Here is a 25,902-nt window from a genome sequence, read left to right on the forward strand (position 1 = left end):
ACCGGCTATTTTAGGCGACAAGCAATAGTCTATAGATACTTTATTTAGTAATCAAATTTTCTCCCCGGTCGGCTTTGGCCTTTTTATTAGACCAGATAATGGCGGCACTAATACTAGCTAATACACCTGCCAGGGCTAGCAGATATAGATAGCCTGTGGATACATCAGGAACAGATAACTTCCCATTAGGGTCAAGCTTCTGGTAGGCAGGAATGAGCCCGGTAAAGACATAGGCTTGCAATAACACCAACACACAGATAAATGCCAGCATAATAAAACTGTGCTTTACCGTAAAGCGGAATAGCTCCGATTCTTTGCCCACCAGATGTCCGGCAGCAGCTGCTACGGCTATAGATTGGGGAGAAATCATTTTACCCACTACGCCACCAGAAACATTGGCCGCTACGGTAACCACTGGGTCTACCCCTATGGAGGTAGCCGTAGCCGCTTGCAGTTTGCCAAATAAAGCATTGGCCGAAGTATCGGAGCCAGTAATGAATACGCCTAGCCAACCTAGTACCGGAGCAAAGAACGGAAACAACACGCCAGTATTGGCCAGTGCTTCGGCCATGGTAATGGTAATGCCAGAATCATTTACAATGTAGGCAAAACCCAAGACCGAAGCGATAGTAATAATAGGAAAGGTAAGTTGCTTCAGTGTTACGATAAACTGTTGTACACCTTCTTTAAAAGTCAGTCCCAGGATGGGTATGGCCATAATAGCTGAAAGCAAAATAGCTGTTCCAGAAGCAGAAAGGTAATTGAATTTGTAAATATGGGGCAATGTGCTTCCATTCTTGTCTACGATTACATTGTGCAGCTGCGGCATTTCAAACTGCACCAGACCAATGGCATTCAACACATCTTTTACCGGTTGCAATCCCCAGGCAATAATCATAATGGTAAGAAATATAAAGGGAGACCAGGCCCGGATGATCTGCCCATTCGTATAGGTAATTTCTGTATCAATGGTGGGAGCAGGTTCATTGGCAAAACGCCAGATGTTCTTGGGTTTCCATAGCTTCAAGAACACAATCAGGCACACAATAGAACCAATCCCGGCAATAACATCTGGCAGGGCAGGACCTAAATAATTGGAAGAAAACCACTGCAAAAAGGCAAATGAAAAACCTGATACCAGGATTGCTGGCAGCACTTCCATAGATTTTTTGAAGCCTGACATCAGCATTACCAGATAAAAGGGCAGCAAGATAGATAAGATAGGTAAGGTCCGGCCTACCATCTGGGAAATAGCCATTTCCGGGATGGAAGATACCTGGGAAGCAACCGTAATAGGAATACCTATAGCACCAAAAGCTACTGGCGCTGTATTGGCAATGAGGCATATTCCCGCGGCATATAATGGATTAAAGCCTAAACCTACCAGCATAGCTGCTGTAATGGCTACCGGAGCCCCAAAGCCTGCCGTACCTTCTAAAAAAGACCCAAAAGAAAAAGCTATGAGTAAGGCCTGCAACCGCCTGTCGGAGGTAATAGAAGCCATGAAGTGTTTAATAATTTCGAACTGGCCGCTTTTCACCGTAATGTTGAACAGGAACACTGCACTGATGATGATCCAGCAGATAGGGAATAAGCCGTAGAGTATGCCATTGGCCGTAGATAGCAGGGCTAACTTTACTGGCATTCCATATACCAGTATAGCTATCAGGATGGCAATGCCAGTAGCTAATAAACTTGCCTGGTAGCCTTTCATCTTTTTAATGATCAAGGCCCAGAAGATTACCAGTATGGGGATGATGGCCACCAAGGCCGATAAAGCCATGTTATTAAATGGGTCTATGACTTGTGTCCAGTTCATGAATGAGGCCTCCTGTAGGTTTAATGATATGGATAGAAAATGTTAGGTTTACAGTCTTGTATTGCTATAAGAAATACAGCTAAACATTGCCCTACTCTTTATAGATAGCTTTTGCACTCGTAGCCGGGCAGGCCTCGCTTTTGCAACATTACTCTATAGAATCCGCACAACCTGCTTCCTATGCCAAAGACTTGTCCTGTAAGGATCGCATAAGGTGCCTTTTGCAAAAGCTGTTATCGTTTCCTCATCTGTAGTCTTTTACTGCACTTTGCTGTAAGTCATAGAAGTATTGCAACTAAGCCAGATCCAGGGCAATTATTTCCAGGTCGTTTATTTTGGGTACGGTAAGGGTGAGTTTGCCCGCATTAATTTTGAAGGCAGGCTTTTGTCCGCTTACCAGTAGCTGCACAGCATTTACTTTTGTATTTGCCGGAACATGGATACTGACTTGTTGGGCATCCAGCGGAATGATCTCCCGGAATGGTCCTTTCATCATCATGGGATTGGTCAGGTTTACCAGGTGCACGGTCATGGAGTTTTTTTGCTGCCAGGCAGTTACATCTATTATTCCTTTGCCTTTTACTTCTACTACCGGGTCTTCATTTAAAGCCCAGCGGATGGTATTGCAAAGCAGTTTTCCATGATCAGTGCTCATCAGTTGCCAGAACGTACGGTCTATATCCCCTGGAATATAAGCTATGCGTCCTTTGCCAATTTCCCGCAAATAAAGCCCCGGCGTATTGCCTTCCGGTTCACGCATGTATACGTCTTCCATCGGCAAATCCGGATAAGTCGGGATAATGGTTACCGGGGCAGGAAAAGCCATATCTGAGACCACTTTTACCTGATGAACTGTGTTGATCATCCGGTAGGCATCTTCCAGGCCACTAAGTACGGGATGAAACTTTTTAGTTCCGGCATCACTTTTCAAACGCAGATAGCTGTTTCTCAGGGGCCCTTCTACTTCTTTATTAAAAGACACACCAAATAAATCCTTCAAGCCAAAGTCTGGCCGCTGCTTGCCTTCTTCATCGTACAAGGATGTTTCGTAGGTAGCTACCAGGCTTCCACCCTTAGTTACAAATTCCTTTAATTGGCTGCACTGCGCATCCGACAAGGCGGCAATATTAGGTAAGATGAGTAGTTTATAGGGTTTGAGGTGTTCCGCATCTAGCAACCCATCGTTTACCATTTCAAAAGGAATCCGTTCTTCTATGAGCGCATGATACATACCATAGGCATGATCTTCTGTTTTCTGTTGCCAGGGCTTTCCGCCATAGTTCCGGTTGGTTTGTTCTGAATATACCATTCCTACTCTGGCTATAGGCGCTGTATTCCGCAAGTACCGTTCATGCTTGTGATGTAACTGGTAAATTTCGGCTACGGTGTCCATCCAACGTTTGTCGTAAATGAACCCACCGAACTTCACAAAGCAGGGAAGCAGGCCATTGGCTGTACCTTCGGCCACCCATATCCTGATTTCCGCCTCATTTTGTACAGAATCTTTCCAACGGTATGGTTCTTCTATGCCCACACTAAAAATACCTACTTGTGGTTTCATCCCCATGGTAGCCCGCAGTTCTTTGGCATGCTTGCCATTCGACCAGGGAGGAATAACGCCACTTCTGGCCTGCTGATCGGCAAAAAAGAAATCGGAATGTTTGCCGGTGAGGAGCTTATCGGGAAAGCCGTTGGGAATAAACCTGGCCGATGATTTTTGCTTGCGGATTTCGGCATCCCAGAGGAACCACAGTTCTTTCAGCCGTTCGGTCCGCCACTGAACGTATTTGCGGTACGCCGGGTCAGATTTATCCCCGGCAGCCATGGCCGTGCTAAGCCCGGAAGAAGTGGTAGGCGGCAATTGATACCCAGAATAGGCTTTAAAATTCCGCTTGCAGTGTTCGCAGTAACAGAGTCCATGGCCAGACCAGCGGTTAGAGAAAATGGCTTCCGGCTGGTACTGCTCCATAATTTCCCTGTTCACGTTGGTCATAAAATCAAAATTATAAGGACCTAAGGCACAGGTTACCCACAAATCCGGATTGGCCCAGTGGCGGCGTTTTTCTCCCTCAGCGGTTGTATGAATATAATCTGGATGGGCCTCATACATATCCTGCCTGGTAGCATGCGGATCTGTCCGCAGAATTATGTTCATGTTCATTTTCCGGCATCCTTCCACCAGATAGCCCAACGGATCAGAATTACCCATCCAGGGACTTTTGTGATGCAGCGGAATATTAGTTGGATAAAAGGCCACTACCCCACCGGCACTTAACAATACTCCGTCGGCATGGATACGTTTGAAATAGCTAAGCCAGAAATCAGGATCGTAGCGGCCAGGGTCATTTTCCACAAAGGCCAGTTGGGCCCACCGCATGGAACGGTTGAACCAGAGCTGTTCATCGGATATATGAATAGTGGCTGGTACCGTTAGTCCTACCAGAGAACTGGTTCCTCCCAATAAGGCGGCTCCTCCAACTAAGGAAGTAGCTTTCATAAAATTTCTTCTGTGCATAGGTGGATTGATTAACTAAAGCAACCCTGCCCTTATCTGTAAAATGCAAAGGTTTTTCTCAAATAATTTATACATAGTATTCAATCAATCCTATTTTTAGGTAAGATAAAAAAACCGGTATGTATACGAAGGGAGCTTCTTATATGTATAGAGATAAATCTTTCATTTTACCCTCAAAGATTTTCGTGTTTTTTACATCCGGGTAAATATTATTTCCTTAGTTGCCACATCCTTCAGAGCGTAGAGAAGGATGTTCAAACCTGGGCTTGAGCCTCAAAGTGGGTTAGGCTAGATCATGGGTCTATTAAATAAATTGATTCTCGGTTTTTATGACCAGCATGTAATTATATAAATGTATCTACTTTAATTAGATACCAAGTCTCCTTTTCCCTTTGGAACTCAAAATAATAAAAAGTATTATTGTATATCAGTAATCTTTTACCACCGGTCATTTCCCCGTCAAAATTATCATACAATATAGTTTCAAAATCCATAGGCACGTTTACATGTTTAGGTTCTTTCCATGTTTCCTCCTTAACTAATTCATAATGTTCACCTATCCATACTTTATATGGTAATGGTAACCCTATGTGTTCTTTCTGATAAGTTGAATCCGTACTAAATAAGTGGTAGAAGGTATCAAAGCTATCATAAGAATCAAAAAAACGTGGTTTAAAAATTTCATATTTGTAATGCTCCCAAACACTATGAAAAGTCCATCCTAATATTAAACTTAAAGAGATTAGGGTTAATAATTTAATTTTCTCTTTCATACTTTTGGTGTAAATAATCCGAGAATCATTAAAAATAAAATACTCATTGCTGCTCAAATACAAGAGATAGAAACACATTACTTTTCCTCTTTTAGAAATGCCTGAATGTTCCGTCCGACAATGTCCATTAGCAAGGTACGGGCTTCTATGCTTGCCCAGGCAAAATGAGGGGTTAAGGCGAGTTTCTCTTTATTTTTTACCTGCAACAGCGGATTTTGCAAGGCAATAGGTTCTTTTTCATACACATCAATTCCTGCTGCGGCAATCAAATCCTCATTCAGGGCTCTGGCTAAATCGGCCTCATGAATAATGCCGCCTCTGCCTGCATTTAATAAAATGGCTGACTTCTTCATTAGTCGCAGGCGGTCGTAGTTGATAAGGTTGGCTGTGTATTCATTTAAGGGGGCATGAATAGAAACAATATCACATGTTTGGAGAAACTCATCCAGTTCCAGGCGCAGGTAAGGCTGATCGGTATTCCTGCCGGATGCTGAATAATAGACCACTTCTGCGCCAAAGGCATCGGCAATTTTTGCCACTTGCCGGCCAATATTGCCTAAGCCAATAATACCAAATCGTTTGCCATTAATTTCCCAAAAAGTCCGGCCAAAATGGGTGAATATATCTGTCTGGGAATAGCCGCCACTTTTTACATAGCCATCAAAATAATAAACTTTATTTAACAGGTGCAGCAATAAGGAAAAAGTTGCCTGGGCTACACTGTAGGTAGAATAATCGGCAGCGTTTTTTACTGGAATTCCCCTTTCCTGGGCAGCTTCTTTATCTACATTATTAGTTCCGGTGGCCGATACACAAATCAGTTTCAGATTTTTGGCTTGCTCAATAATGCGTCTGTCTACCACTACTTTGTTGGTAATAATGATATCTGCCTCCTTCACCCGTTCCAGTGTCTGATCCGGATTGGTGGTCTGGTAATAGGCAACGTCGCCGAACTTATCTAACAGGTGCAGGTTGGGAATATCTCCCATGGTTTTGGTATCCAGAAAAACGAGTTTCATATAGTATAAACTTGCTTGTAACTATGTAGACTATTGTAGCATATTCTAAAGAGGGAGATCTATATATCTGCCCTTCTTATCATCTTTTAGTTCTTTTCTAAAAGCTTTAAGATAGTAAATCCCATTTCATAAAGCCCAGATTAGATAAAGAAAGTACTAAATACTGGTTTAAACAAGAATAGAACAAATTATGCAAACTAACCCCTTTGCTAAAAACAAGACTTACCTAATTTTTGTATTATTCAAATTTTTTGTTTTACTTATCAACCAATTCAATCTTCCGTATTTCTAGCCTATCGTATAGTGAACTTTTACCTACAAAGAATTTTATTCTTGCTTTTAACTATTTTCTTGCTGCAAAATGCCAATGCTCAAATTCAGAACAGCACGCCCATTTCTATTACTGCTACCTATACCAATCAACCTTTACAGGAGGTAATTACGGACCTGGAAGGAAAGTACCCCATTAGATTTTTTTACAAAAAAGAATGGATAGGCAATATGAAGATAAGCACTTCGCTATCCAATGAGCCAGTAGCCGGAGTTGTGGAAAAGATGCTCAGCGGAACCGGATTACGTTTTGTCTTATATGACGAACAAACCATTGTTCTGCTAAGAGAGGCTGCTCCAACCAATACACCTGATAGTTCAATAGCCTCTACTCCGGCACCAAATAGTCCTTCAACTGAACAGTCCGTTACGCCAGACCCTCCTTCGGCGGCAAACACCCAAGCTACTTTCAGAAAATTCGGTCCGGATAAAAATGGGCAGAAAGTGAAAATCAGCGGCAATATCCGCGAAAAAAGTACCGGGGAGTCTATTATGGGAGCAACTATTTATGTGGAAGAATTAAAAGCCGGCACTGTCACCAACAATACCGGATTTTATTCTTTAACCATTCCTTCCGGCACCTATACTATTACCTTCAACTATATTGGCTATAAGCCTGAGAAAAAACAAGTCAACATTAAAAATAACCAGACGCTGAATGTAGAGCTATTTGACCAGGCCGTAGAAATGCAAGAAGTTACCGTTTTTGGAGAAGCTGCCGACCGGAATATAGCCAAACCAGAAATGAGTGTGGCCCGGCTCGATATTAAAACCATCCGCAAAATGCCTGCCTTGTTGGGTGAGGTGGATATTGTAAAAAGCTTATTGCTGCTGCCTGGCGTTACTACCGTAGGCGAAGGAGCCACCGGCTTTAATGTGCGGGGTGGTAGCACCGATCAGAACCTGATTCTACTGGACCATGCACCGGTATATAATTCCTCCCACTTATTCGGGTTGTTTTCTGTATTCAATCCAGATATTGTAAAAGATGTTACGCTGTACCGCGGAGGCATACCGGCTCAATTTGGCGGCCGTATCGCTTCTGTATTAGACATTACCTTGCGGGATGCCGCTCCTAAAAAATGGACAGGCAAGGGCGGAATTGGCCTGGTATCTAACCGTCTGGCGCTGGAAGGCCCAATCATTCCTAATAAGCTTGCGGTAATGGTAGCAGCCCGGGGTTCATATGCCGACTGGCTGCTGAAAATGGTGCCTAATGAATCGGTTAAAGGCACGCAGGCCCATTTTTATGATATTAATGGTAAAATAGACTATCTGCTGAATGATAAGAACAAACTATCTATCTCCGGCTATCTGGGAAAAGATGTATTCAGGTTACCGGCCGACTCTATTGCTACGGTGGCAGTAAATTCTTCCAGCACCGTTTTCAATTGGGGTAATTCCAATGCTACCCTCCGCTGGACACATGCGTTCAGCAAAAAACTATTTTCCAATGCTGTAGCCGTGTATAGCAAGTATACCTCTAAAATCACCAATCCGGAAGGACCTAATGCATTTGATTTGCCTGCTAAGATTGATTACCGGAACCTGGAATATAGCCTTACGTATTTCTCCGGCGATAAACACAAAACAGATGCCGGCGCTAGTGTGATTCAATATATATTATCTCCAGGCAGCCTGGTACCCCGCACAGGCTCCCTTACCTTGCCAGTCTATCTCAATAATGAACATGCCCTGGAATCGGCTTTGTATTTAAATGATGAGTTCCGGATAAATCCGGTACTGACGCTAATGTATGGCGTGCGGTTTTCGATGTTCCAGAACAGAGGACCAGGCCAACGGTATACCTATGAAGAAGGTGTTCCACGGGAAATTTATACCATTGTAGATACTACCACCTATAGAAACGGACAGGTAGCCCAGCAGTACCAGGGATTCGAGCCCAGAATATCAGCCAAAATCAGCCTCAACAGCAACAGTTCTATTAAACTGAGTTATAACCGGATGCGCCAGTATATTCACCTGATCTCCAATACAACCGCTGCTGCCCCTACCGACCGCTGGAAATTGAGTGACCAGTATGTACAACCCCAGATTGGCGACCAGCTAGCCCTGGGATTATTCAAGAACTTTTTCGGCAACGCCTATGAAACGTCTGTAGAGGTGTATTATAAGCAGATCAATAATATTATAGATTATAAAGATGGGGCAAGTCTGCTGCTAAACCAGGCTATTGAAGCAGATTTACTGGCAGGCAAAGGAAAAGCCTATGGCCTGGAAGCCCAGGTGAAGAAAACTGTTGGCCGGCTTACCGGGTGGGCCAGTTATACGTATTCCCGTACCTTTATTCAGGTAGATGGCCAGTATCCGGAAGAACGCATTAACCGGGGAAAGTATTACCCGGCCAATTATGATAAGCCGCACAACTTGAATGTAGTAATGGCTTTTCAGAAAAACCGCCGCTGGAACTTATCTGCCAACTTTGTGTATAGTACTGGCCGGCCGGTAACCTATCCGGAATCTAAATATGTGGTGGGTGGCGTGTCGGTAGCCAATTATGACTTACGCAACCAGAACCGCATTCCGGATTACCACCGCCTGGATGTATCGGCAACCGTAGATGGCAACCACCGGCGTAACAAAAAATGGGATGGCAGCTGGACATTCTCCATTTACAACGTCTACAGCCGCAAAAATGCGTATTCTGTCTTTTTCCGGGCTACCAATGGAGCCACTCCCGAAGCATATAAGCTTTCCATTTTTGCTTCTATGTTCCCCTCTATTACCTATAATTTCAAGTTCTGATGCCTGTTATGAAAAGATTATTTGTGTTGCTACTTCCGATTTTACTGCTCACTACCTGTGTACAGCAGATAGGGGTAGACCTGCCAGATGCCAGCGAAAAGTTAGTGGTTGATGGATTAATCAGCACTTTACCGGGGCCGTACACCGTTAAACTTACGAAAACTGCCAAATACACTACCGGCAGCGACGGCACCAATTTTTTGGTACCAGGGGCCACGGTGCGCATCAGTGACGATGCCGGAACTAGTGAAATTTTGCAGGAAACAAGCCCGGGTATCTATAAAACTCAGGCTGGGGGTATCCAGGGACAGGTAGGCAGAAGGTATACTCTATCTATAGAAACAGCGGATGGTAAAAAATATCAGTCCCAACCAGAATTAATTAAAGCTACGCCGGCTATTGAAAACATCTATTACGAATTTGTAGAAGGGTCGCCGGGCATCGAAGAGGGTTTTTATGTATATGTGGATACCAGAGACCCAGCAGCTACAGAAGACTTCTACCGGTGGAACTGGGTGCATTATGAAAAAATTCAGTATTGCTTCAATGAAACGGTGCCTCCGTCTACTACACCTACTATCCTGACTTGTTGCAGCGATTGCTGGGAAATAAAACGGTGTAATGGGTGTGTTAATGTAGCTTCCGACAGGCTGACAAATGGTGCGCTTATCAGCCGGCAACTGGTGGCTGTTGTGCCTTACAACTCCAGATCCAAGTATTTTCTCTACTACGAACAACATTCCTTAACCAGAGAAGCCTTTAAATTCTGGCAAGCCCTGGAAGATCAAAGCAAAAATGTGGGCGGCATCTTCGATAAGCCACCTGCCACCGTCCGGGGAAATATAGGTAATGTAACGGATGCAGAAGAAATTGTACTAGGCTACTTTGGCGCATCCGATATAAAAGCTAATGGGATACAGATAGACCGGTCTACAGTAGCAAAAAACCCTTCCGGCCCCCTACCTGTAGTAGCACCTCCATCAAGTGGGCCTCCGCCGCCTTGTTACCCTTGTTACGAAAGTATCCTGCGTACCCCTATTACCCCTCCTTACTGGGTAGAATAACCTATTACTAATTCTGGCATTATGTTCACTCACAGCAAATATTACTCTTTCTGCCTGGCTTTTTTGCTTCTACTAGCTACTGGGCTTGTGGCCTTTCAAGTACCTGACTCCCCGTTGATTCAAACTATTAAAGCCAGGCTAGCTACGTATACTGAACATTACCAGCCAGACAAACTTTATCTGATGACCGACAGGCCCTATTATACATCCGGGGAAACTGTTTGGCTAAAAGCTTTTCAGGTAGATGCAAGCGAACATACCCCACATAGCAGGAGCCGGGTTATCTATGTAGATTTGCTGAATGATGCACAGAAGCTAATCCACACACTTAAATTGCGGGTAGAAAACAATGGAGCCTCTGGCGATCTAGTGCTCCCTGCCGGCTTGCCTTCCGGCAAATACACGCTTAGGGCATACACTAAATGGATGCTAAATGCAGGTACCCATTCTGTTTTTTCCAAGTCTATCCAAGTTTATCAACCCGATCAGCCCACTACATTGGTTTCCGGGGAAGCACTTCCCGTAGCCGATTTACAATTTTTCCCGGAAGGTGGCAATCTGGTGAGTGGGTTGACAAGTACGGTGGCCTTCAAAGCTGTAAACAAGCTAGGTAAAGGAGTAGACGTACAAGGCATCATCACCAGTCAGCGTGGTGACACAGCGGCAAGTTTTCAAAGTTTCCATGCAGGAATGGGAGCTTTTCAACTGCAACCGCAAACAGGCCAGACGTATACCGCTACCCTGGTAACATCTGTGGGCGATACGCTCTGGTACCCGCTGCCTGTTCCGCTGAGTGATGGCTGGGTTATGACAACCGATAATACTTCTTCGGACGTTATAAAAGTACAGCTTCAGTCAAAAGGAAATGGATTATCACAGGCAAGCATCATTGCTCAAGCCAGGGGAAAAGTGCTTTTCTCGGCAACTTCTTCCTCTGCAGATGCCCTTATTTCTATTCCTAAACATACGTTGCCAGAAGGCATAGTACAGATCACCGCCTTTGATGAGCTGGGCAATGCCAGATGTGAAAGATTAGCGTTTGTAAAGCATGGAGAATATGTACGTATACAGGTATCACCAGGAAAAAAAATATATAACCCTAGAGAAAAAGTAAGCCTGGATATTACAGCGCAGGATAAAAGCGGCAATCCGGTGGCTGCTACTATGGCAATGGTGATTACCGATGCAAGCCAGGTAACCAGGCCGGAATATACACAAACCATCCGCAGCTATCTCCTGCTAAGCTCCGATTTGAAAGGATATGTGGAGCAACCTGAATACTACTTTTCCGCAGATACCAAAGCCGATAAAGCCTTAGATTACTTACTATTGACGCAAGGATGGCGAAGGTTTTCCTGGAAAGAAGTACTACAAAGTACATTACCCGGTATCCGCTATGATATGGAAAATGGCCTCTCTCTGGCAGGCCAGTTAATAAATGCCTCTACTAAATCGCCAGTTCCTAATCAGCTGGTCACGTTGTCGGTGCCTGGGGGCAATCCCGCATTTTATCAGGAATACACAGATCAAGATGGGAAATTTGAATTTATGGATTTCAATTACTTTCAGGATAAGGATGTGTTTTTACGGCCCATCAGCCAAACTGGTTTGCAATCAATACTGGATACCAGCCTGGCTATTTCCCTGCCTCCGGTACCCTTGCAGGATTTTGCTCAGGAGAAGGTTACAAACTTTATTCATAAAACCAGCCAGTTATCAAAAATACAAGCAGCTTATAAAACAGAAGAAGATAGCCAAGAGCCACAAGCGACAGAAGATGATAAACAACCTGTGCGGATGACTGTGGCCGATGTGCCCGCCGATCACATCATTGAGCTTGACAAGTACAATCAGTTTCCCAGTATGCCCGAAACCTTAAAAGAGATTGTACCTGGCCTAATTATTAAAGATAAGAAAGGCGTGTATAGCCTGAGAGTGCTCAACATCAAACGCAAAATGTATTTTACAGAAGAACCTGTTTATTTTGTAGATGGCTTGTTGTTTACTACGAATGATATTCTTCTTACGCTCGACCCGGCATCCGTACAAGCGGTTGAAGTATTTGGTAGGCCCGAGAAATTAGCCCGTTTTGGCAACTTCGGGCAAAATGGAGTTATTGCTGCCTATACCCGCAGTGGAGACTTTTATCCGGCCGATCTACCGGGCCTGATGAAAATTCCTTTCAGGGGCTACTCCCAAACCAGAGAATTTTATTCACCAGTATATGACAATCCCAACGCAGAACGGCAAAAACCAGATCTCCGGCCACTTATCTACTGGAATTCTTCCATCACAACAGATGCTAATGGGAAAGCCCAGGTAACCTTTTACAATGCTGATAACATAGGCACTTATGAAGTACATGTTGAAGGAATTTCTGCGGAAGGGCTACCAGGCTCCATGACTACCAGCTACGATGTACACTTACCAGTCCAAAGCAAAAGATGATTTCCTGACTAATACCCGGTATGAGAAAAAATTAGAGAATACAAGCAACCTTCAGCTATAGAATTACATCTGAGACATGAATCAATCACCTGAATCGCATGAAAGAGCTACTTACAACCCCATTACAGGTTAAATCGACACTGGTTGCCTTCTGTATAGGTATACTTAGTTGTTTGCTGTCAGCCAGCTTGTCTGCTCAAAACAACCCTATTACGGAACTTACTTACTATGCAACAGAAGATGTAAAAACACAAAATCCGCCTTCCTTTCCCGGCGGTCATGAGGAACTGGAAGAGTTTATCAGAAACGAGGTAGAAAACTCCCCGAATGAAATAAAATTAGGCCGAAAAGTATACATTACAGCCAAGATAGATGAATCAGGAAAAGTTATTGAGTTAAAACCTGCTTTTAACGCAGATCCTCCATTAGAGAAGGAATTGAAAAGAATTGCTTCCTTAATGCCTGTCTGGCAAGCAGGAACCGTAAATGGCAAAGGCGTACGTACAGACTATACCTTTGTTTTAAAACGAAACTAAAAAAAGTTGGGATTTACCGCTGTTTATACCCATTGGCCAGGCACTAACTCCTAAGCCTCATGCAATACTCTACAGCCTTGAGTTAACTAACCCAGTAGTTGAATGATAGAATGTATGTGAAGGCAAGTAGGTACACGTAACTTAGGAAAGATACTTGCCTTCTATACCTACCTTCTGTTTTGTTAAAACAAGCCAATAAACCAGTCGATCAGTTTCCACAGTACAAACACCACCACACCTAATAGTACCAGTAAAACCAATCCTACACCTATCAGCAAGCCGGTGCCACTTCCACTGTGTTTTCCTTCCAGCTGATGTTCTTTCAGTAATTTATAATTCCGGTAATTAGCTTTATACGCCACATCAAAAAGGTCGCCTATCAAAGGGATACTTCCCACTGCCGCATCGATCATTACATTGCCTATCATTTTTATAATGACTTTCCGGCTTACCCCATATTTCACCATAGACAAAATAAGAATACTGGAGATACTGAATGTAACAGCTTCTCCTACAATAGGGAATAGCCCAATAATAGGGTCTAAGCCAAAACGGATATTGGTACCTGGAATGCGGAAGCGGTTATCCATTACGTTAATCACCCGCTCTATCCATTTCAACTCATGGATATCTCTTAGCGGTACCTGTGGTTGCATGGCGCCGGAATGGCCATATGATATACCTGGCTGTGCTGCATGCGGTACAGCCGGATTGTTTATTGAATATTTACCTGCATTTGCCATAGTTTTTTCTCCTATATAAGGTAGTCTATGTACAGGTACGCATTTTCTAGCAGCAAGTTCTCAAGAAATACTTGACCCTATTTAGCTATTGCCAGTTTGTAGGTGTAGCCGAAGTGTATGCCAGTTTCTATGCGGCAATAATAGATACCGGCCGGCCATCCACTTACTGGTAACACCATAGAAGCAGCCGATGGTTGCAGAGGATTCCGGCTTATCTCCTGGCCATACAAGTTGTAGATTAATAACTGAGCATTGTGTGAAGCATACGGTAGCTGATAATGTATAGCTACCTCTGCCAGAGCAGGATTCGGATAAATTTTCTGAATATGAAGCGAAGGATCTGGGACAGAATGGTTTAACCCAGTGGTCGTTGTACAAATGTTTGCCTGATATAACTTACGCCCGGTACCCATAAACTCTTCATCCGTTACATAGACCGTACAATTATCCATAAAGGCTATCCCTTCTTTTTGTGACAGCCTGCTCATGTCTAACCTGCTGACTTTTCCGCTAAAAAACCGTGATCCGCTGAATTCGCTGAAAACATAAATCTTAGTATAAGTAAGTAATGCCAGCCGCTGCTTATCCGGACTAATGGCAGCAGCAGTAATCTGTCCACTCAGCATATCAGTGCCAGTATAAAAGCTATCCACTAAAGCGGCTGTGTATGTACCAGCTACCGCAGGCAAGCGGTAAAGTTTGGTGTACCCATTAAAGGGTGTTGTCTGATTTTTAGAAAACAAGTAGAGTGAATCATTAAAAAAGATCATTGCCTCCATGTCAAAGTTCTTCTGGTTGTCGGCAGGCGGATAAGCTTTCTGGTCCGGGTATTTGAATTGAATGGTTGCAGCAGCTACACTATTTCCGGGAATAGAAGCCGGCGGGGGAATTTTGTAGATGTACAGACCTTTGCGGTCATTTCCGTTATTGCCAAAGTCTCCTACATAGATATTCCCAGCGGCATCTTTGGTTATATCTTCCCAATCCGTTTTGCCAGCATTGGTAACGGCAATGGTACGGGTTATATTCCCTAACGTATCAAAGGCATACACGGCTGCTTGTCCGCCACTATCGTTGTGTGTCCAGAACTGATTAGGACCGGCCGTTTCCAGGCCTGAAGTCTCTGCTAACGAAGCAGGCAAGGTACATACTTCCCGCAGGGAAATTGTTTGGCCGTATAGGGTAGAAGCCATTAACAATACACAGCTGAGCAAAAAGAAAGATATTTTCATACTGTTTTATGCTGAAAATATCAACCGGGTAAACCAACGTATTATACTTATAGGGTCTGGTGGTATTATCACTGTACTTTTCCATTCTTTCCCTCCATATAATCCAATGTTAGCTGGCAAAGTGTTTTTACACCCAGTTTCATGCCGCTTTCGTCAATAAAGAAGTCAGGAGTATGATGCGGAGCCGCCTCTGAGGGATTTTTTCCTTTGGGCATACCTCCCACGAATACAAACAAACCCGGTACTTTCTGCTGGTAAAAAGCAAAGTCTTCGGCACCGGTAACAGCTCTGGTGAGAATAACATTTTCTTTTCCGGCTACAGCTTCCAGCGTAGGCACCATCCGGGAAGTTAACGTGGGGTCATTATAGGTTACCGGGTTGCCAATGGTTATATCTACTTCGGCAGTGGCGCCAGCACTTTCGGCTATTTTAGTAGCGGTTAGCTTTATTTTTTCATGAATTTTTTTCTGCATTTCTACATTTAGGGCCCGGATGGTGCCTACCATTTCTACTTCTTCTGGTATAATGTTGCCGCGTACGCCTCCATGTATGCTGCCAATAGTAACCACGGCGGCATCCTGTATCAGTTCTGTCTGGCGGCTGACAATCGTTTGTAACCCATTAATGATCTGGGCCGATACAGCAATTGGGTCAACGCCATCCCAAGGATAGGCTCCATGCACCTGCTTTCCTTTTACTTTTATGCGCAGCCCATCCGAACTGGCCATGGTACCTTCGGGGCGGTATTTGAGTTTCCCTACTTCAGTCAGCGAATTAATATGCAAGCCAAAAACTACGTCTACTTTGGGGTTCTCTAATACTCCTTCTTCTACCATCAGGGAAGCCCCGCCTTTTTCTCCACTGGGGGCGCCTTCTTCTGCCGGCTGAAATATAAACTTCACCGTGCCTTTTAGTTCATTGCGCATACCTGCCAGTATCTCTGCTGCTCCCATGAGCATGGCTACGTGTGTGTCGTGTCCGCAGGCATGCATAACGCCTACCGGCTGGCCATTGTATTCGCCTTTCGCTTTTGAGGCAAATGGAAGATTAACCCGCTCGGTAACCGGCAAGCCATCCATATCGGCACGCAAGGCTATTACAGGCCCGGGTTTTCCTCCTTTCAGAATACCTACTACGCCAGTATGCGCAATACCGGTTTTTACCTCTATGCCTAGTGCCTTTAGGTGGGCGGCTACTTTTTCGGCAGTTTTGAACTCCCGGTTGCTCAACTCCGGATGTTCGTGAAAATCCCTGCGCCATTCTATTACTTTGGGCTCCAGCTTATCTGCTTGCTTGGCTATGGCGGCTTGCCATTTACTTGACTGCCCGGCAGCTACAGAACAAGATAATACAACAATACCTACAGCAAGTAACGGTTTATAGAGAGGAAGGATAGGTTTATTCATATCAGATGTGGATTGATCCGGTAAATTATGCAATACTGCGGATAAATGAAATAAAACTGGTTGCAATTTAAAAGCAAAATAACCCATAGCCATACATGGGTTTTTGTATAGTGCCTTTCCAATGCTTGTGAATCCTGCTAAAATTTAGTAACTATCGATTACCAACCTCCACTTGCTTTACACAGTATAAGGTTATTGCTTTAAACATTTCATCTTTACATTATCATGGATTCACTACAGCATATCAGCAGAAAAGGCAAAAGTTATATTAAACAGTTACTACAAGTAGCTATGGCCGATGGCCATCTGGATGCACACGAAATAAATAACCTGATGCAAATAGCCAAGCGGATGGATATTACCGAGGAAGAGGTGCAGGACATACGAAACAATATGGATAAGGTACCTTTTACTCCCCCTAAAGGCACAAAAGATACCTTCCGCCTGCTGTTTGACCTGGTATGGATGATGATGATAGATGGGAATGTAATTGGCAACGAAATGCGGGTTTGTCAGAGCCTGGCCATGCAAATGGGTTTCGCCCCTGAAACAATCACTGACCTGGCAGGTTTTATCAGGCAGCATATAGCGAAGGGCGTACCGGCGGAGGAAATTTATCAGAAACTGGAACAAATGCTTACTTAATAACTTCTGATATAAAAAGTCAGGCATTATTTCTACAAGAAACAATGCCTGACTTTTTATGTAAACAAAATTGCTTTACAACCCTACATCTGCTTTAATTTCCCCGATCGTGTAGTTCACCGAAAAGTCCAGATACGCATACAATAACAAAATCACAAGTATCCAGGTAATTCCTGCTTTGAGGCCACTTGTCAGCAAACTCTCTTCATACGCTTTTTTTAGGGCAATCCACAAATAGACAAATAGGCTGAGCAGCCCTATACTAGCCAGGTCTTCATTAAAATTGCCAGGAATCAGAATAAGAAAGAGAAAAGCAAAAAAATGATAAGAAAACGTAAGGTGGTGAACGAAATAATATTTTTTACCGCTTCGATACAAGGCTCCCAGGAAAAGAGCCAGAATAGGCACCACCACCATTAGAAACGCAGGTAAATGATCATGCACTTTCTCCTGGAATAAAGCATCTACTTCCGTAGCTGTCATCTTCTGTGTAGCATAGATAGCTTCCAGGTCTGCCGGATTAAGCAACTCGGCAGAATTTTCTAGGGTTAGGGGATCAAACTGAGAGGCTACAAAAAAGAAAATAATACTCATACATAAATAAATCTGGGAGGGACTTACGTAGCTGGCCCGTTTGCCCTGGATATACTGTGCATCCAGCAGCCCTGGCTTAAACACCAGCCAACGTATGCTTTTTAGCGATCTGGAATCTATGTCAATAAGCGAACGAATATAGTCTACAACAAAATCCTTAAAATGAAGTTTGCTGGGTTCATGCTCCTGCCCGCAATTCACACAAAACTTTCCGGTAGCTGGTGTTTCGCAGTTGTCACAAACGCGTAAGGTTGAATGTTCCGGAACAGGTAGGGCTCCGGATAGTTGTATGGCTTCCATAGTCCTTAATCAAGAAAATATTCAGAATGTAAATTACTTTTGCTCAGCGGATAAGCGAATACATTTAGGTTCTTAAATACCTGTTGAGTGATGCATAAACAGTACCCATGAGTACGTATTCATTGAAAGAAACTGGCGCTGCAACCGAAAATAAAAAGCTGTTTATCAGGCTAAGTAAGTGTAGCTATCTATGTCTATTATATGTAAAATCGTCTTCTGCCTTATCCTTCGCACAAAAAGCACGTAAGAGAATACTATAGCAGCTGATTGGCTGAAGAAAAATTGGGTATTGACTGGCTTGTCTCATATATATGGAAACTCCTAAAGATATTATTGTTCAAAATTGGCAAGAACTCCAGGTAGCCCTTTTTCAGGACTCCTGGGATAAAAATATTAATCGCTACCGGTCTTCCTACCTATACCGCGGATTGTGGAATAAGAACTTTGATTTAAAAACCAGCCTGATTCGCCTGGGAGGTGCTTATGACCGGTTGGAACCGCATATATTGCGCAATTTTAGAAAGTATGCACATAATAATCCTTCTCCCGGAAATTCAGTATGGAACTGGCTGGCTGTAGCACAGCATCACGGGTTACCTACCCGCCTTCTGGACTGGACATATTCGCCATATGTGGCTTTGCACTTTGCTACGGCTCATCTGGGTCATTACGATAAAGATGCTGCTATCTGGTGTGTAAACTATGTAAAATCAACCCAGTATTTACCCAAAAAATTACAGGAAGCCATTTATAACGAAGGGTCCAATGTATTTACACCAGATGTACTGGAACCGGTCTGTGCTTCATTAAAAGAACTAGCCTCTTTACAGGAAGAACCCTTTGTTTTATTTCTGGAGCCACCTTCGCTGGATGCGCGAATTGTACATCAGTTTGCCTTGTTCTCTATGATGTCTACGCCACATGCCATACTTAGCCAGTGGTTGCAAAATCATTCCGAACTATATTTCCGTATAATTATTCCTGCCAGTTTAAAGTGGGAAATCAGAGATAAATTAGACCAGGCCAATATTACTGAAAGGGTGTTGTTTCCAGGTTTAGCTGGTTTAAGTCAGTGGTTAAAGCGCCATTATACCTCTGCACCTCCCCACAAGGGCGATGACGGAACGCAGTTACTGAATATTCCCTGGCACCTGGGTCCGGCAGAAATGGATGGTATGTTGTAGAAGAAATACCTATTTACAACAGCCCCATACACGTATAAAAAGAGAATATATACAAAATTGAATTATTAAACCTACAGCCACATAACCTATGAATTATTTACAATCAGCCGGTGCCGGATTAGCCGGTGCTTCTGCGCTCACTCTGCTTCATGAAACAGTAAGGCAATTTAATCCGGATGCTCCCAGAATGGATTTGCTGGGAATGCGTACTATTGATAAATACCTGCGTAAGGCAGACATACAACCTCCTCAGGGGAAGCAATTGCATACGGCTGCTTTGGTAGGCGATGTCATTTCTAACACACTGTATTACAGCCTAGCTGGTATCGGAAACAAAGATACCCTCTGGCTACGGGCCGCCGGTTTAGGATTGGCAGCAGGTATCGGTGCCATTGTATTACCAAAGCCCATGGGTATTGGCGATGCTCCCAGCTCCCGTACCCCGCAGACAAAAGCAATGACCGTTGCCTGGTATTTAGTCGGCGGATTGGCAACAGCCGCCATTTTACACCTGTTATCAAAAGATAAATAGACTATTCGGCCAAGTACTCTATGGGAGGGCTTATGTACTAACTTTTCCATAGAATACTTGAGTAGAAATCCACTGGGCCGATTAAGAAAAAAGAGGCAAAGTGAACTAAATAAAAGCCAGATTATTTGTTCTATCTGGCTTTTAAAAAGACATATATAGATTTACCAGTATTCGTACGCTTATCATCCATCTGGTATTTCTTCGTTTTCCACAGTAAGCTACTGCTGTATCTGCTATTTTCGGTGAACAATGAAAACAAAGCAAAAAGATAAGCGATAGGAGGAAAAGCAGGGAAAGCAATTTTGAAAAGGCATATGGCTAGTTTTTGTCAAAAGCACTTTGCAAAGTTGCCTTTTACTTAACGCCCTTCCGCTCAATCTCCCGAAGGTTTTCCATTTTTTTGTTCCGCAGGAAACCATTAATATCTTCAAAATGCTCCTTAATGCGTTTGTTGCCGAATTCAAATACCTTAGTCGCCAGGCCATCCAGAAAATCTCTGTCGTGCGATACCAGAATCAGGGTTCCGTCGAAGGCTTTCAGGGCATCTTTCAAAATGTCTTTGGTGCGGATATCCAGGTGGTTAGTAGGCTCATCCAGGATAAGCAAGTTGACTGGTTGCAAAAGTAATTTAATCATCGCCAGGCGGGTTTTTTCACCGCCGGAAAGTACCCGTACTTTTTTCTCAATAGCATCGCCACTGAACATAAAGGCTCCCAGGATATCTTTAATCTTGGTACGTATTTCGCCAACGGCAATATTATCTATCGTCTGAAACACGGTCAGGTCTTCGTCCAGGAGGGAAGCCTGGTTTTGGGCAAAGTAGCCGATCATAGAGTTATGGCCCATCTGAAGTCTGCCTTCATAGTCTATTTCGCCCATAATGGCTTTTACCAGCGTAGATTTACCTTCGCCATTTTTGCCCACAAAGGCTATTTTTTGTCCACGTTCAATGGTAAGAGAGGCATCTTTGAACACCGTATGGTCGCCGTATTTCTTGGTTAATCCTTCTACAATTACCGGATAGTTGCCAGAACGGGGAGCCGGCGGAAACTTCAGGTTCAGGGCCGAGGTATCTACTTCATCTACTTCCAGAATTTCCATCTTCTCCAGCATCTTCACCCGCGACTGTACCTGCAGGGTTTTGGAATAGGTACCTTTAAAGCGGTCTATAAACTCCTGAATATCGGCAATTTGCCGTTGCTGTTCATCAAAAGCTTTCTGCTGCTGCTCCCTCCGCTCCTTGCGTAGTTGCAGGTAATGCGAATAGGTAGCTTTGTAATCGTAAATGCGGCCCATCGTTACTTCAATGGTGCGGTTGGTAATATTATCTACAAAGGTTTTATCGTGGGAAATCACAATTACGGCCTTTGCATTGTTTACCAGAAAATCTTCCAGCCACTGAATAGACTCAATATCCAGGTGGTTGGTCGGCTCATCCAGGAGAATTAAGTCTGGTTTTTGCAGCAGAATTTTAGCCAGTTCTATCCGCATCCGCCAGCCGCCGCTGAACTCTTTGGTGGGCCTGGTAAAATCACTCCGTAGAAAACCCAAGCCTAATAAAGTTTTTTCCACCTCTGCGTCGAAATTGCTGTCTTCAATGGAATAATACTTCTCACTCAGGTCCGATACCTGTTCAATAATTTTGCTGTATTCATCTGACTCATAATCGGTACGTGTTTCCAAGGCATGATTCAGCTCATCTATCTGCTTTTTCATGGCCAGTATTTTACCAAACGCCTTAGACGTTTCTTCAAATACATTGCTGTCGTCTTCGATCAGTAAGTGCTGGGGCAGATAGGCAATAACGGCATCTTTGGGTGCCGATATTTTGCCGCGGGTAGGCTTGTTTACGCCGGCAATAATCTTTAATAAAGTGGATTTTCCCGCACCGTTTTTCCCCATCAGGGCTATGCGGTCATTCTCATTGATGTTGAAGGTAATATTGCTGAACAGCGCAGAGCCGTTAAACTCGACGGTGAGGGAGTCAACTGAAATCATGGTAAAATAAAATAAGCCGCAAAGATAGGGATTAATGTGGAAATGTGAAGATGAGAGAATTTGAAAATGAAAGGATTGTCAGAAATGAGCAAGCCACAACCTGTCAGGAACTTTATCACATTTGATACTATCTAAGGTTCAGTTTAGGTTCTCACCATTTCTTCCTTAATCTCACCTGGAAATGTTCTAAAATTTCAAAATAAAATAATAGATATTGCTGGCATTATCAGATTTTTTTTTACAAATTTCTGTTCACCACTCCTGATGAGTAAACCAGCAAAATTCATCAGGCTCTTATCTCAACCGGACTGTATCTAGGGTATCTAGGATGAAGACAACACGTTTGGTAAACTTATACCTAAGATAATCCGGTTCTAGTTTTGTATTTGACATAGTTTCCAATCAAAACGTACCGATATGCAGCTAACTGGCAAACAAGTTTTGAATGCAGCCCCTTCTAAAGTCTGGGAGAAGCTGATGGATACTCCTACACTAGCCAGGATAGTTCCGGGAATTACAAAACTGGAACAAACAGGCGAAAATGCGTATACCTCTACCATCCAGATCAAGATGGGCCCGGTAAATGGATCGTTTTCGGGTAATCTACAAATGCAAGACATTACAGAGCCAACGAATTTCACCTTGAAAGTGCAGCAGAACAGCAAGATCGGCAATGCCAATGCCGCTATTAAGGTAGACTTAATCCCTCTAAATGGGGAACAAACAGAAGTGGCTTTCGATGGCGATGCCAAACTTTCGGGATTGCTGGCGGGTATGGGGCAGCGGGTAATTAGTGGCGTAGCCAACACCTTAACCAAACAATTCTTCAGCAATCTGGAAAAAGAACTGGCTGGCTCCAACACCGAAAAAGTGTAGCGGATAAATTATCAGACTCGTATAGATTTTTTCACCATAAACCCCTATTCCTATGCAAATTCGTGTAAAGGTGAATGGCGTGGACTACACCCATGACGTAGAACCACGGTTACTGCTTGTCCATTACCTGCGGGATGTATTGCGTCTCACAGGCACCCACATAGGCTGCGATACCAGTATCTGCGGTGCCTGCACAGTGCAGGTAGATGGCAATGCTACCAAAAGTTGCACCCTGTTTGCCGTACAGGCAGATGGCTGTGAAATTACAACGGTAGAAGGCTTGTCGACCAATGGAGAACTGCATGCGCTGCAAGAAGGATTTAAAGAGATGCATGGCCTCCAATGTGGCTTCTGCACCCCGGGCATTCTGATGACGATGGATGAATACCTGAAAATTAATCCCAATCCTACCGAGGAAGAGATACGCCATGGTTTGAAAGGGCACCTGTGCCGCTGCACCGGTTATCAGAACATTGTAAAATCCGTACAGTATGCTGCCAACAAACTTAAGAAAGAGGAGGTACCAGTATGAGCACAATGAATGGAATGGTCGGAAAATCCGTGAAACGGGTGGAAGACAAACGCTTCGTTACTGGTAAAGGAAAATATACCGATGATATTATATTGCCTTTACAGACCTATGCCTACTTTGTGCGGAGCCCTTACGCACACGCCCGGATAGTGAATGTAGATACAGGAGCCGCTATAGATATGCCTGGGGTGCTTGCCATTTATACCGGAAAAGATGTGGAAGCCATTAATGGTGTACCCTGTGGCTGGCAGGTGAATTTCAAGAATGGAGATACCATGAAAGAGCCTAAACATCCTTTGCTGGTAGCCGACAAAGTTCGGCATGTAGGCGATGCGGTGGCAATGGTGGTTGCCCAAACCCGCGAACAAGCAAAAGATGCCGCACAAATGGTGATGGTCGATTATGAAGAGTTGCCGGTAGTAGTGAATGCCGCCGAGGCTGTAAAACCAGGGGCTCCCCAGGTTCATGCGGATGTACCCAACAATATCTGCTACGATTGGGAATTAGGCAATTCCAAGGCAGAAGTAGATCAGGCTATGTTGGAGGCCGCCCATATTACAAGTCTGGAGTTTGTAAATCAGCGCATGATAGCCAATGCCATTGAACCCCGCAGCTACAACGCCTTTTACGACGAGGCCAATGAAAAATATACGTTATATACCAGTACCCAGGACCCGCACCTGATCCGTTTGCTCATGTCGGCTTTTGTATTAGGTATTCCGGAGCATAAGGTGCGGGTAATTGGCCCGGACGTAGGGGGTGGATTTGGAAGCAAAGGCGATCATTATGCAGAAGAAGCCCTGCTTACCTGGGCATCTCAAAAAGTGGGCAGGCCCATAAAATGGACGGCAGAGCGCAGTGAGAGCTTTGTATCAGATGCGCAAGGACGCGACCATGTTACCAAAGCCGAAATGGGATTTGATAAAGAAGGTAAAATTCTGGCACTGCGGGTAAAAACCTATGCAAATCAGGGTGCTTATCTGGGCACGTTTGGCCCCGCTGTACCCACCTACCTTTACGGTACCTTAATGCAGGGGCTGTATACTACTCCCAAAATAAATGTAGATGTAACTGGTGTGTTCACCAATACCACCGTAGTGGATGCCTACCGGGGAGCAGGCCGGCCGGAGGCTACCTACCTGCTGGAGCGCCTCATTGACCTGGCTGCGCTGGAAATGGGTATGGATCCGGCAGATATTCGCTTTAAGAACTTCGTCCCACCTTTTGATGGAACAAATCAGCCAGGCTATCAGACACAGGTAGCCCTGCTGTACGATAGCGGAAATTATGAAGGGGTGCTCAGAAAAGGATTATCCATGCTTGGCTACGATGATTTCCGCAAAAAACAACAGGAAGCCACCCGGAACGGAAAACTGCTCGGGGTTGGATTTTCCACCTATATAGAAGCATGTGGTCTGGCACCATCAGCAGTAGCCGGAGCGTTAGGTGCAAGAGCGGGTTTATATGAAATGGGCCAGGTGCGGGTACAGCCCACCGGCAAAGTAACGATCTACACTGGTACACATGCACACGGGCAAGGCCATGAAACAACGTTTGCGCAGGTAGTAGCCGACAGGCTGGGTATACCCATGGCAGATATAGAAATCGTCCATGGCGACAGTGATAGCATGGCATTCGGTATGGGTACCTATGGTTCACGGAGTCTGGCGGTAGGTGGTTCGGCTATCGTAAAAAGTATTGATAAGGTGATAGAAAAAGGCAAGAAAATAGCCGCCCATAAACTGGAAGCCAATGCCGGTGATATGGAATTTGCCAATGGCAAGTTTACCGTAAAAGGCACCGATAAATCCATCAGCTTTGGCGATGTAGCGTTAACTGCCTATGTGCCCCATGTATATCCCGCAGATCTCGAACCCGGTCTGGATTTCACCAGTTTTTATGACCCTACCAACTTTACCTATCCGTTCGGCTGCCATATTGCGGTAGTAGAGGTAGATAAAGAAACAGGTAAGGTAGAGCTAAAACGGTTTATTGCTGTAGACGATGTAGGAAATATAATAAACCCTATGATTGTGGAAGGACAAATTCATGGCGGAGTGGCGCAAGGTATAGGACAAGCCTTGTTTGAAGGAGCCGAATTCGACAGCAATGGCCAGCTTACCAACGCTTCGTATATGGACTATTGCATGCCCAGGGCCGACGACTTACCCATGTTTGAAACTACCAATCAGGTTACGCCTTGCCCACATAATCCACTAGGAGCCAAAGGAGCCGGCGAAGCGGGAACCATAGGTGCTACCCCTGCTGTGGTAAATGCAGTAATTGATGCCCTGTGGAGCGGCGGCCATAAAGTGAAGGATATCCGCATGCCTTTAACCTCCGAAAGAGTGTGGCGGGCCATGCAGGCCAGTGTGAATTAAATCTAAACAACAAAACTTAGATAAAGAACTGATAACAGCTTTTGCAAAAGGCACCTGATAGAATCTTTAGCATAGTCAGTGGGTTTGTGCGGATTCTATACAGGGCTGTTGCAAAAGCGAGGCCTGCCCGGCCATGAGGGCAAAACTCTCGGTAAGGTGTATGGTCAATACTTACTTCCTGCTTGATTAAAATGGTATAAGTAGAATAT

The 25,902-nt window shown here is 44.2% G+C and carries 19 protein-coding genes; 10 read left to right on the forward strand and 9 right to left on the reverse strand.

Features of this window, described 5'->3' with window-relative positions; genetic code table 11:
- Positions 1–40: 40 nt before the first annotated feature.
- The 4 genes from Q0590_RS05370 to Q0590_RS05385 form a co-directional block, all read right to left on the reverse strand.
- Positions 41–1,819 (reverse strand): L-lactate permease, encoded by a 1,779-nt coding sequence (locus Q0590_RS05370; RefSeq protein ID WP_302036467.1) that lies wholly within the window; start codon positions 1,817–1,819, stop codon positions 41–43.
- A 295-nt stretch (positions 1,820–2,114) separates the two neighbouring features.
- Positions 2,115–4,334 (reverse strand): beta-galactosidase trimerization domain-containing protein, encoded by a 2,220-nt coding sequence (locus tag Q0590_RS05375; RefSeq protein ID WP_302036468.1) that lies wholly within the window; start codon positions 4,332–4,334, stop codon positions 2,115–2,117.
- A 344-nt stretch (positions 4,335–4,678) separates the two neighbouring features.
- Positions 4,679–5,107 (reverse strand): hypothetical protein, encoded by a 429-nt coding sequence (locus tag Q0590_RS05380; RefSeq protein WP_302036469.1) that lies wholly within the window; start codon positions 5,105–5,107, stop codon positions 4,679–4,681.
- Positions 5,108–5,184: 77 nt separating this feature from the next.
- Positions 5,185–6,126 carry a D-2-hydroxyacid dehydrogenase gene (locus Q0590_RS05385; RefSeq protein WP_302036470.1) on the reverse strand — a complete coding sequence of 314 codons (942 nt, stop codon included), beginning with the start codon at positions 6,124–6,126 and terminating at the stop codon, positions 5,185–5,187.
- Between the two features lie 333 nt (positions 6,127–6,459).
- Here Q0590_RS05385 and Q0590_RS05390 point away from each other — a divergent pair, with 333 nt between their 5' ends.
- The 4 genes from Q0590_RS05390 (at position 6,460) to Q0590_RS05405 (ending at position 13,270) form a co-directional block, all read left to right on the forward strand.
- A complete protein-coding gene (locus Q0590_RS05390) occupies positions 6,460–9,222 on the forward strand; it encodes a TonB-dependent receptor (RefSeq protein WP_302036471.1) in 2,763 nt (920 codons plus the stop codon).
- 8 nt (positions 9,223–9,230) lie between these two features.
- Positions 9,231–10,286 (forward strand): DUF4249 domain-containing protein, encoded by a 1,056-nt coding sequence (locus Q0590_RS05395; RefSeq protein WP_302036472.1) that lies wholly within the window; start codon positions 9,231–9,233, stop codon positions 10,284–10,286.
- Positions 10,287–10,307: 21 nt separating this feature from the next.
- Entirely contained in the window at positions 10,308–12,734 is a 2,427-nt protein-coding gene (locus Q0590_RS05400; RefSeq protein ID WP_302036473.1) for an MG2 domain-containing protein, read from the forward strand.
- 98 nt (positions 12,735–12,832) lie between these two features.
- Positions 12,833–13,270: a hypothetical protein gene (locus Q0590_RS05405; protein ID WP_302036474.1), complete on the forward strand. Its 438-nt coding sequence runs from the start codon at positions 12,833–12,835 to the stop codon at positions 13,268–13,270.
- A 182-nt stretch (positions 13,271–13,452) separates the two neighbouring features.
- Here Q0590_RS05405 and Q0590_RS05410 read toward each other — a convergent pair whose 3' ends face one another.
- The 3 genes from Q0590_RS05410 to Q0590_RS05420 all read right to left on the reverse strand — a co-directional run bounded on the left by Q0590_RS05410 (position 13,453) and on the right by Q0590_RS05420 (position 16,651).
- A complete protein-coding gene (locus tag Q0590_RS05410; protein ID WP_302036475.1) occupies positions 13,453–14,013 on the reverse strand; it encodes a DUF4112 domain-containing protein in 561 nt (186 codons plus the stop codon).
- A 77-nt stretch (positions 14,014–14,090) separates the two neighbouring features.
- On the reverse strand, positions 14,091–15,245 hold the full coding sequence (locus Q0590_RS05415) for a T9SS type A sorting domain-containing protein (RefSeq protein ID WP_302036476.1): 1,155 nt from the start codon (positions 15,243–15,245) through the stop codon (positions 14,091–14,093).
- A gap of 68 nt (positions 15,246–15,313) precedes the next feature.
- Complete coding sequence (locus Q0590_RS05420) at positions 15,314–16,651, reverse strand: amidohydrolase (RefSeq protein WP_302036477.1); 1,338 nt, start codon at positions 16,649–16,651, stop codon at positions 15,314–15,316.
- Between the two features lie 225 nt (positions 16,652–16,876).
- Between Q0590_RS05420 and Q0590_RS05425 the strand changes: the two genes are divergently transcribed.
- Positions 16,877–17,296: a TerB family tellurite resistance protein gene (locus Q0590_RS05425; RefSeq protein WP_302036478.1), complete on the forward strand. Its 420-nt coding sequence runs from the start codon at positions 16,877–16,879 to the stop codon at positions 17,294–17,296.
- A gap of 75 nt (positions 17,297–17,371) precedes the next feature.
- Here the strand turns inward: Q0590_RS05425 and Q0590_RS05430 are convergent, their stop codons facing one another.
- On the reverse strand, positions 17,372–18,190 hold the full coding sequence (locus Q0590_RS05430; RefSeq protein ID WP_302036479.1) for a DUF3667 domain-containing protein: 819 nt from the start codon (positions 18,188–18,190) through the stop codon (positions 17,372–17,374).
- A gap of 311 nt (positions 18,191–18,501) precedes the next feature.
- Here Q0590_RS05430 and Q0590_RS05435 point away from each other — a divergent pair, with 311 nt between their 5' ends.
- Both Q0590_RS05435 and Q0590_RS05440 read left to right on the forward strand, forming a co-directional pair.
- On the forward strand, positions 18,502–19,374 hold the full coding sequence (locus Q0590_RS05435; RefSeq protein WP_302036480.1) for an FRG domain-containing protein: 873 nt from the start codon (positions 18,502–18,504) through the stop codon (positions 19,372–19,374).
- Positions 19,375–19,462: 88 nt separating this feature from the next.
- The gene (locus Q0590_RS05440) at positions 19,463–19,906 is read left to right on the forward strand and encodes a hypothetical protein (protein ID WP_302036481.1); all 444 of its coding nucleotides are present in this window, start codon (positions 19,463–19,465) and stop codon (positions 19,904–19,906) included.
- A gap of 354 nt (positions 19,907–20,260) precedes the next feature.
- On the opposite strand, the gene Q0590_RS05445 is transcribed toward Q0590_RS05440, so the two are convergent.
- Positions 20,261–21,904 (reverse strand): ABC-F family ATP-binding cassette domain-containing protein, encoded by a 1,644-nt coding sequence (locus Q0590_RS05445; RefSeq protein ID WP_302036482.1) that lies wholly within the window; start codon positions 21,902–21,904, stop codon positions 20,261–20,263.
- A 417-nt stretch (positions 21,905–22,321) separates the two neighbouring features.
- Here Q0590_RS05445 and Q0590_RS05450 point away from each other — a divergent pair, with 417 nt between their 5' ends.
- The 3 genes from Q0590_RS05450 to Q0590_RS05460 are packed head-to-tail and all read left to right on the forward strand — an operon-like array spanning position 22,322 to position 25,693.
- Positions 22,322–22,780: an SRPBCC family protein gene (locus Q0590_RS05450; RefSeq protein ID WP_302036483.1), complete on the forward strand. Its 459-nt coding sequence runs from the start codon at positions 22,322–22,324 to the stop codon at positions 22,778–22,780.
- A 52-nt stretch (positions 22,781–22,832) separates the two neighbouring features.
- Complete coding sequence (locus Q0590_RS05455) at positions 22,833–23,312, forward strand: (2Fe-2S)-binding protein (RefSeq protein WP_302036484.1); 480 nt, start codon at positions 22,833–22,835, stop codon at positions 23,310–23,312.
- On the forward strand, positions 23,309–25,693 hold the full coding sequence (locus Q0590_RS05460; protein WP_302036485.1) for a xanthine dehydrogenase family protein molybdopterin-binding subunit: 2,385 nt from the start codon (positions 23,309–23,311) through the stop codon (positions 25,691–25,693). The genes Q0590_RS05455 and Q0590_RS05460 overlap by 4 nt, the downstream gene beginning before the upstream one ends.
- Positions 25,694–25,902: the final 209 nt, after the last annotated feature.

The sequence above is a fragment of the Rhodocytophaga aerolata genome, from assembly GCF_030503435.1.
GTDB classification, from domain to species: domain Bacteria; phylum Bacteroidota; class Bacteroidia; order Cytophagales; family 172606-1; genus Rhodocytophaga; species Rhodocytophaga aerolata.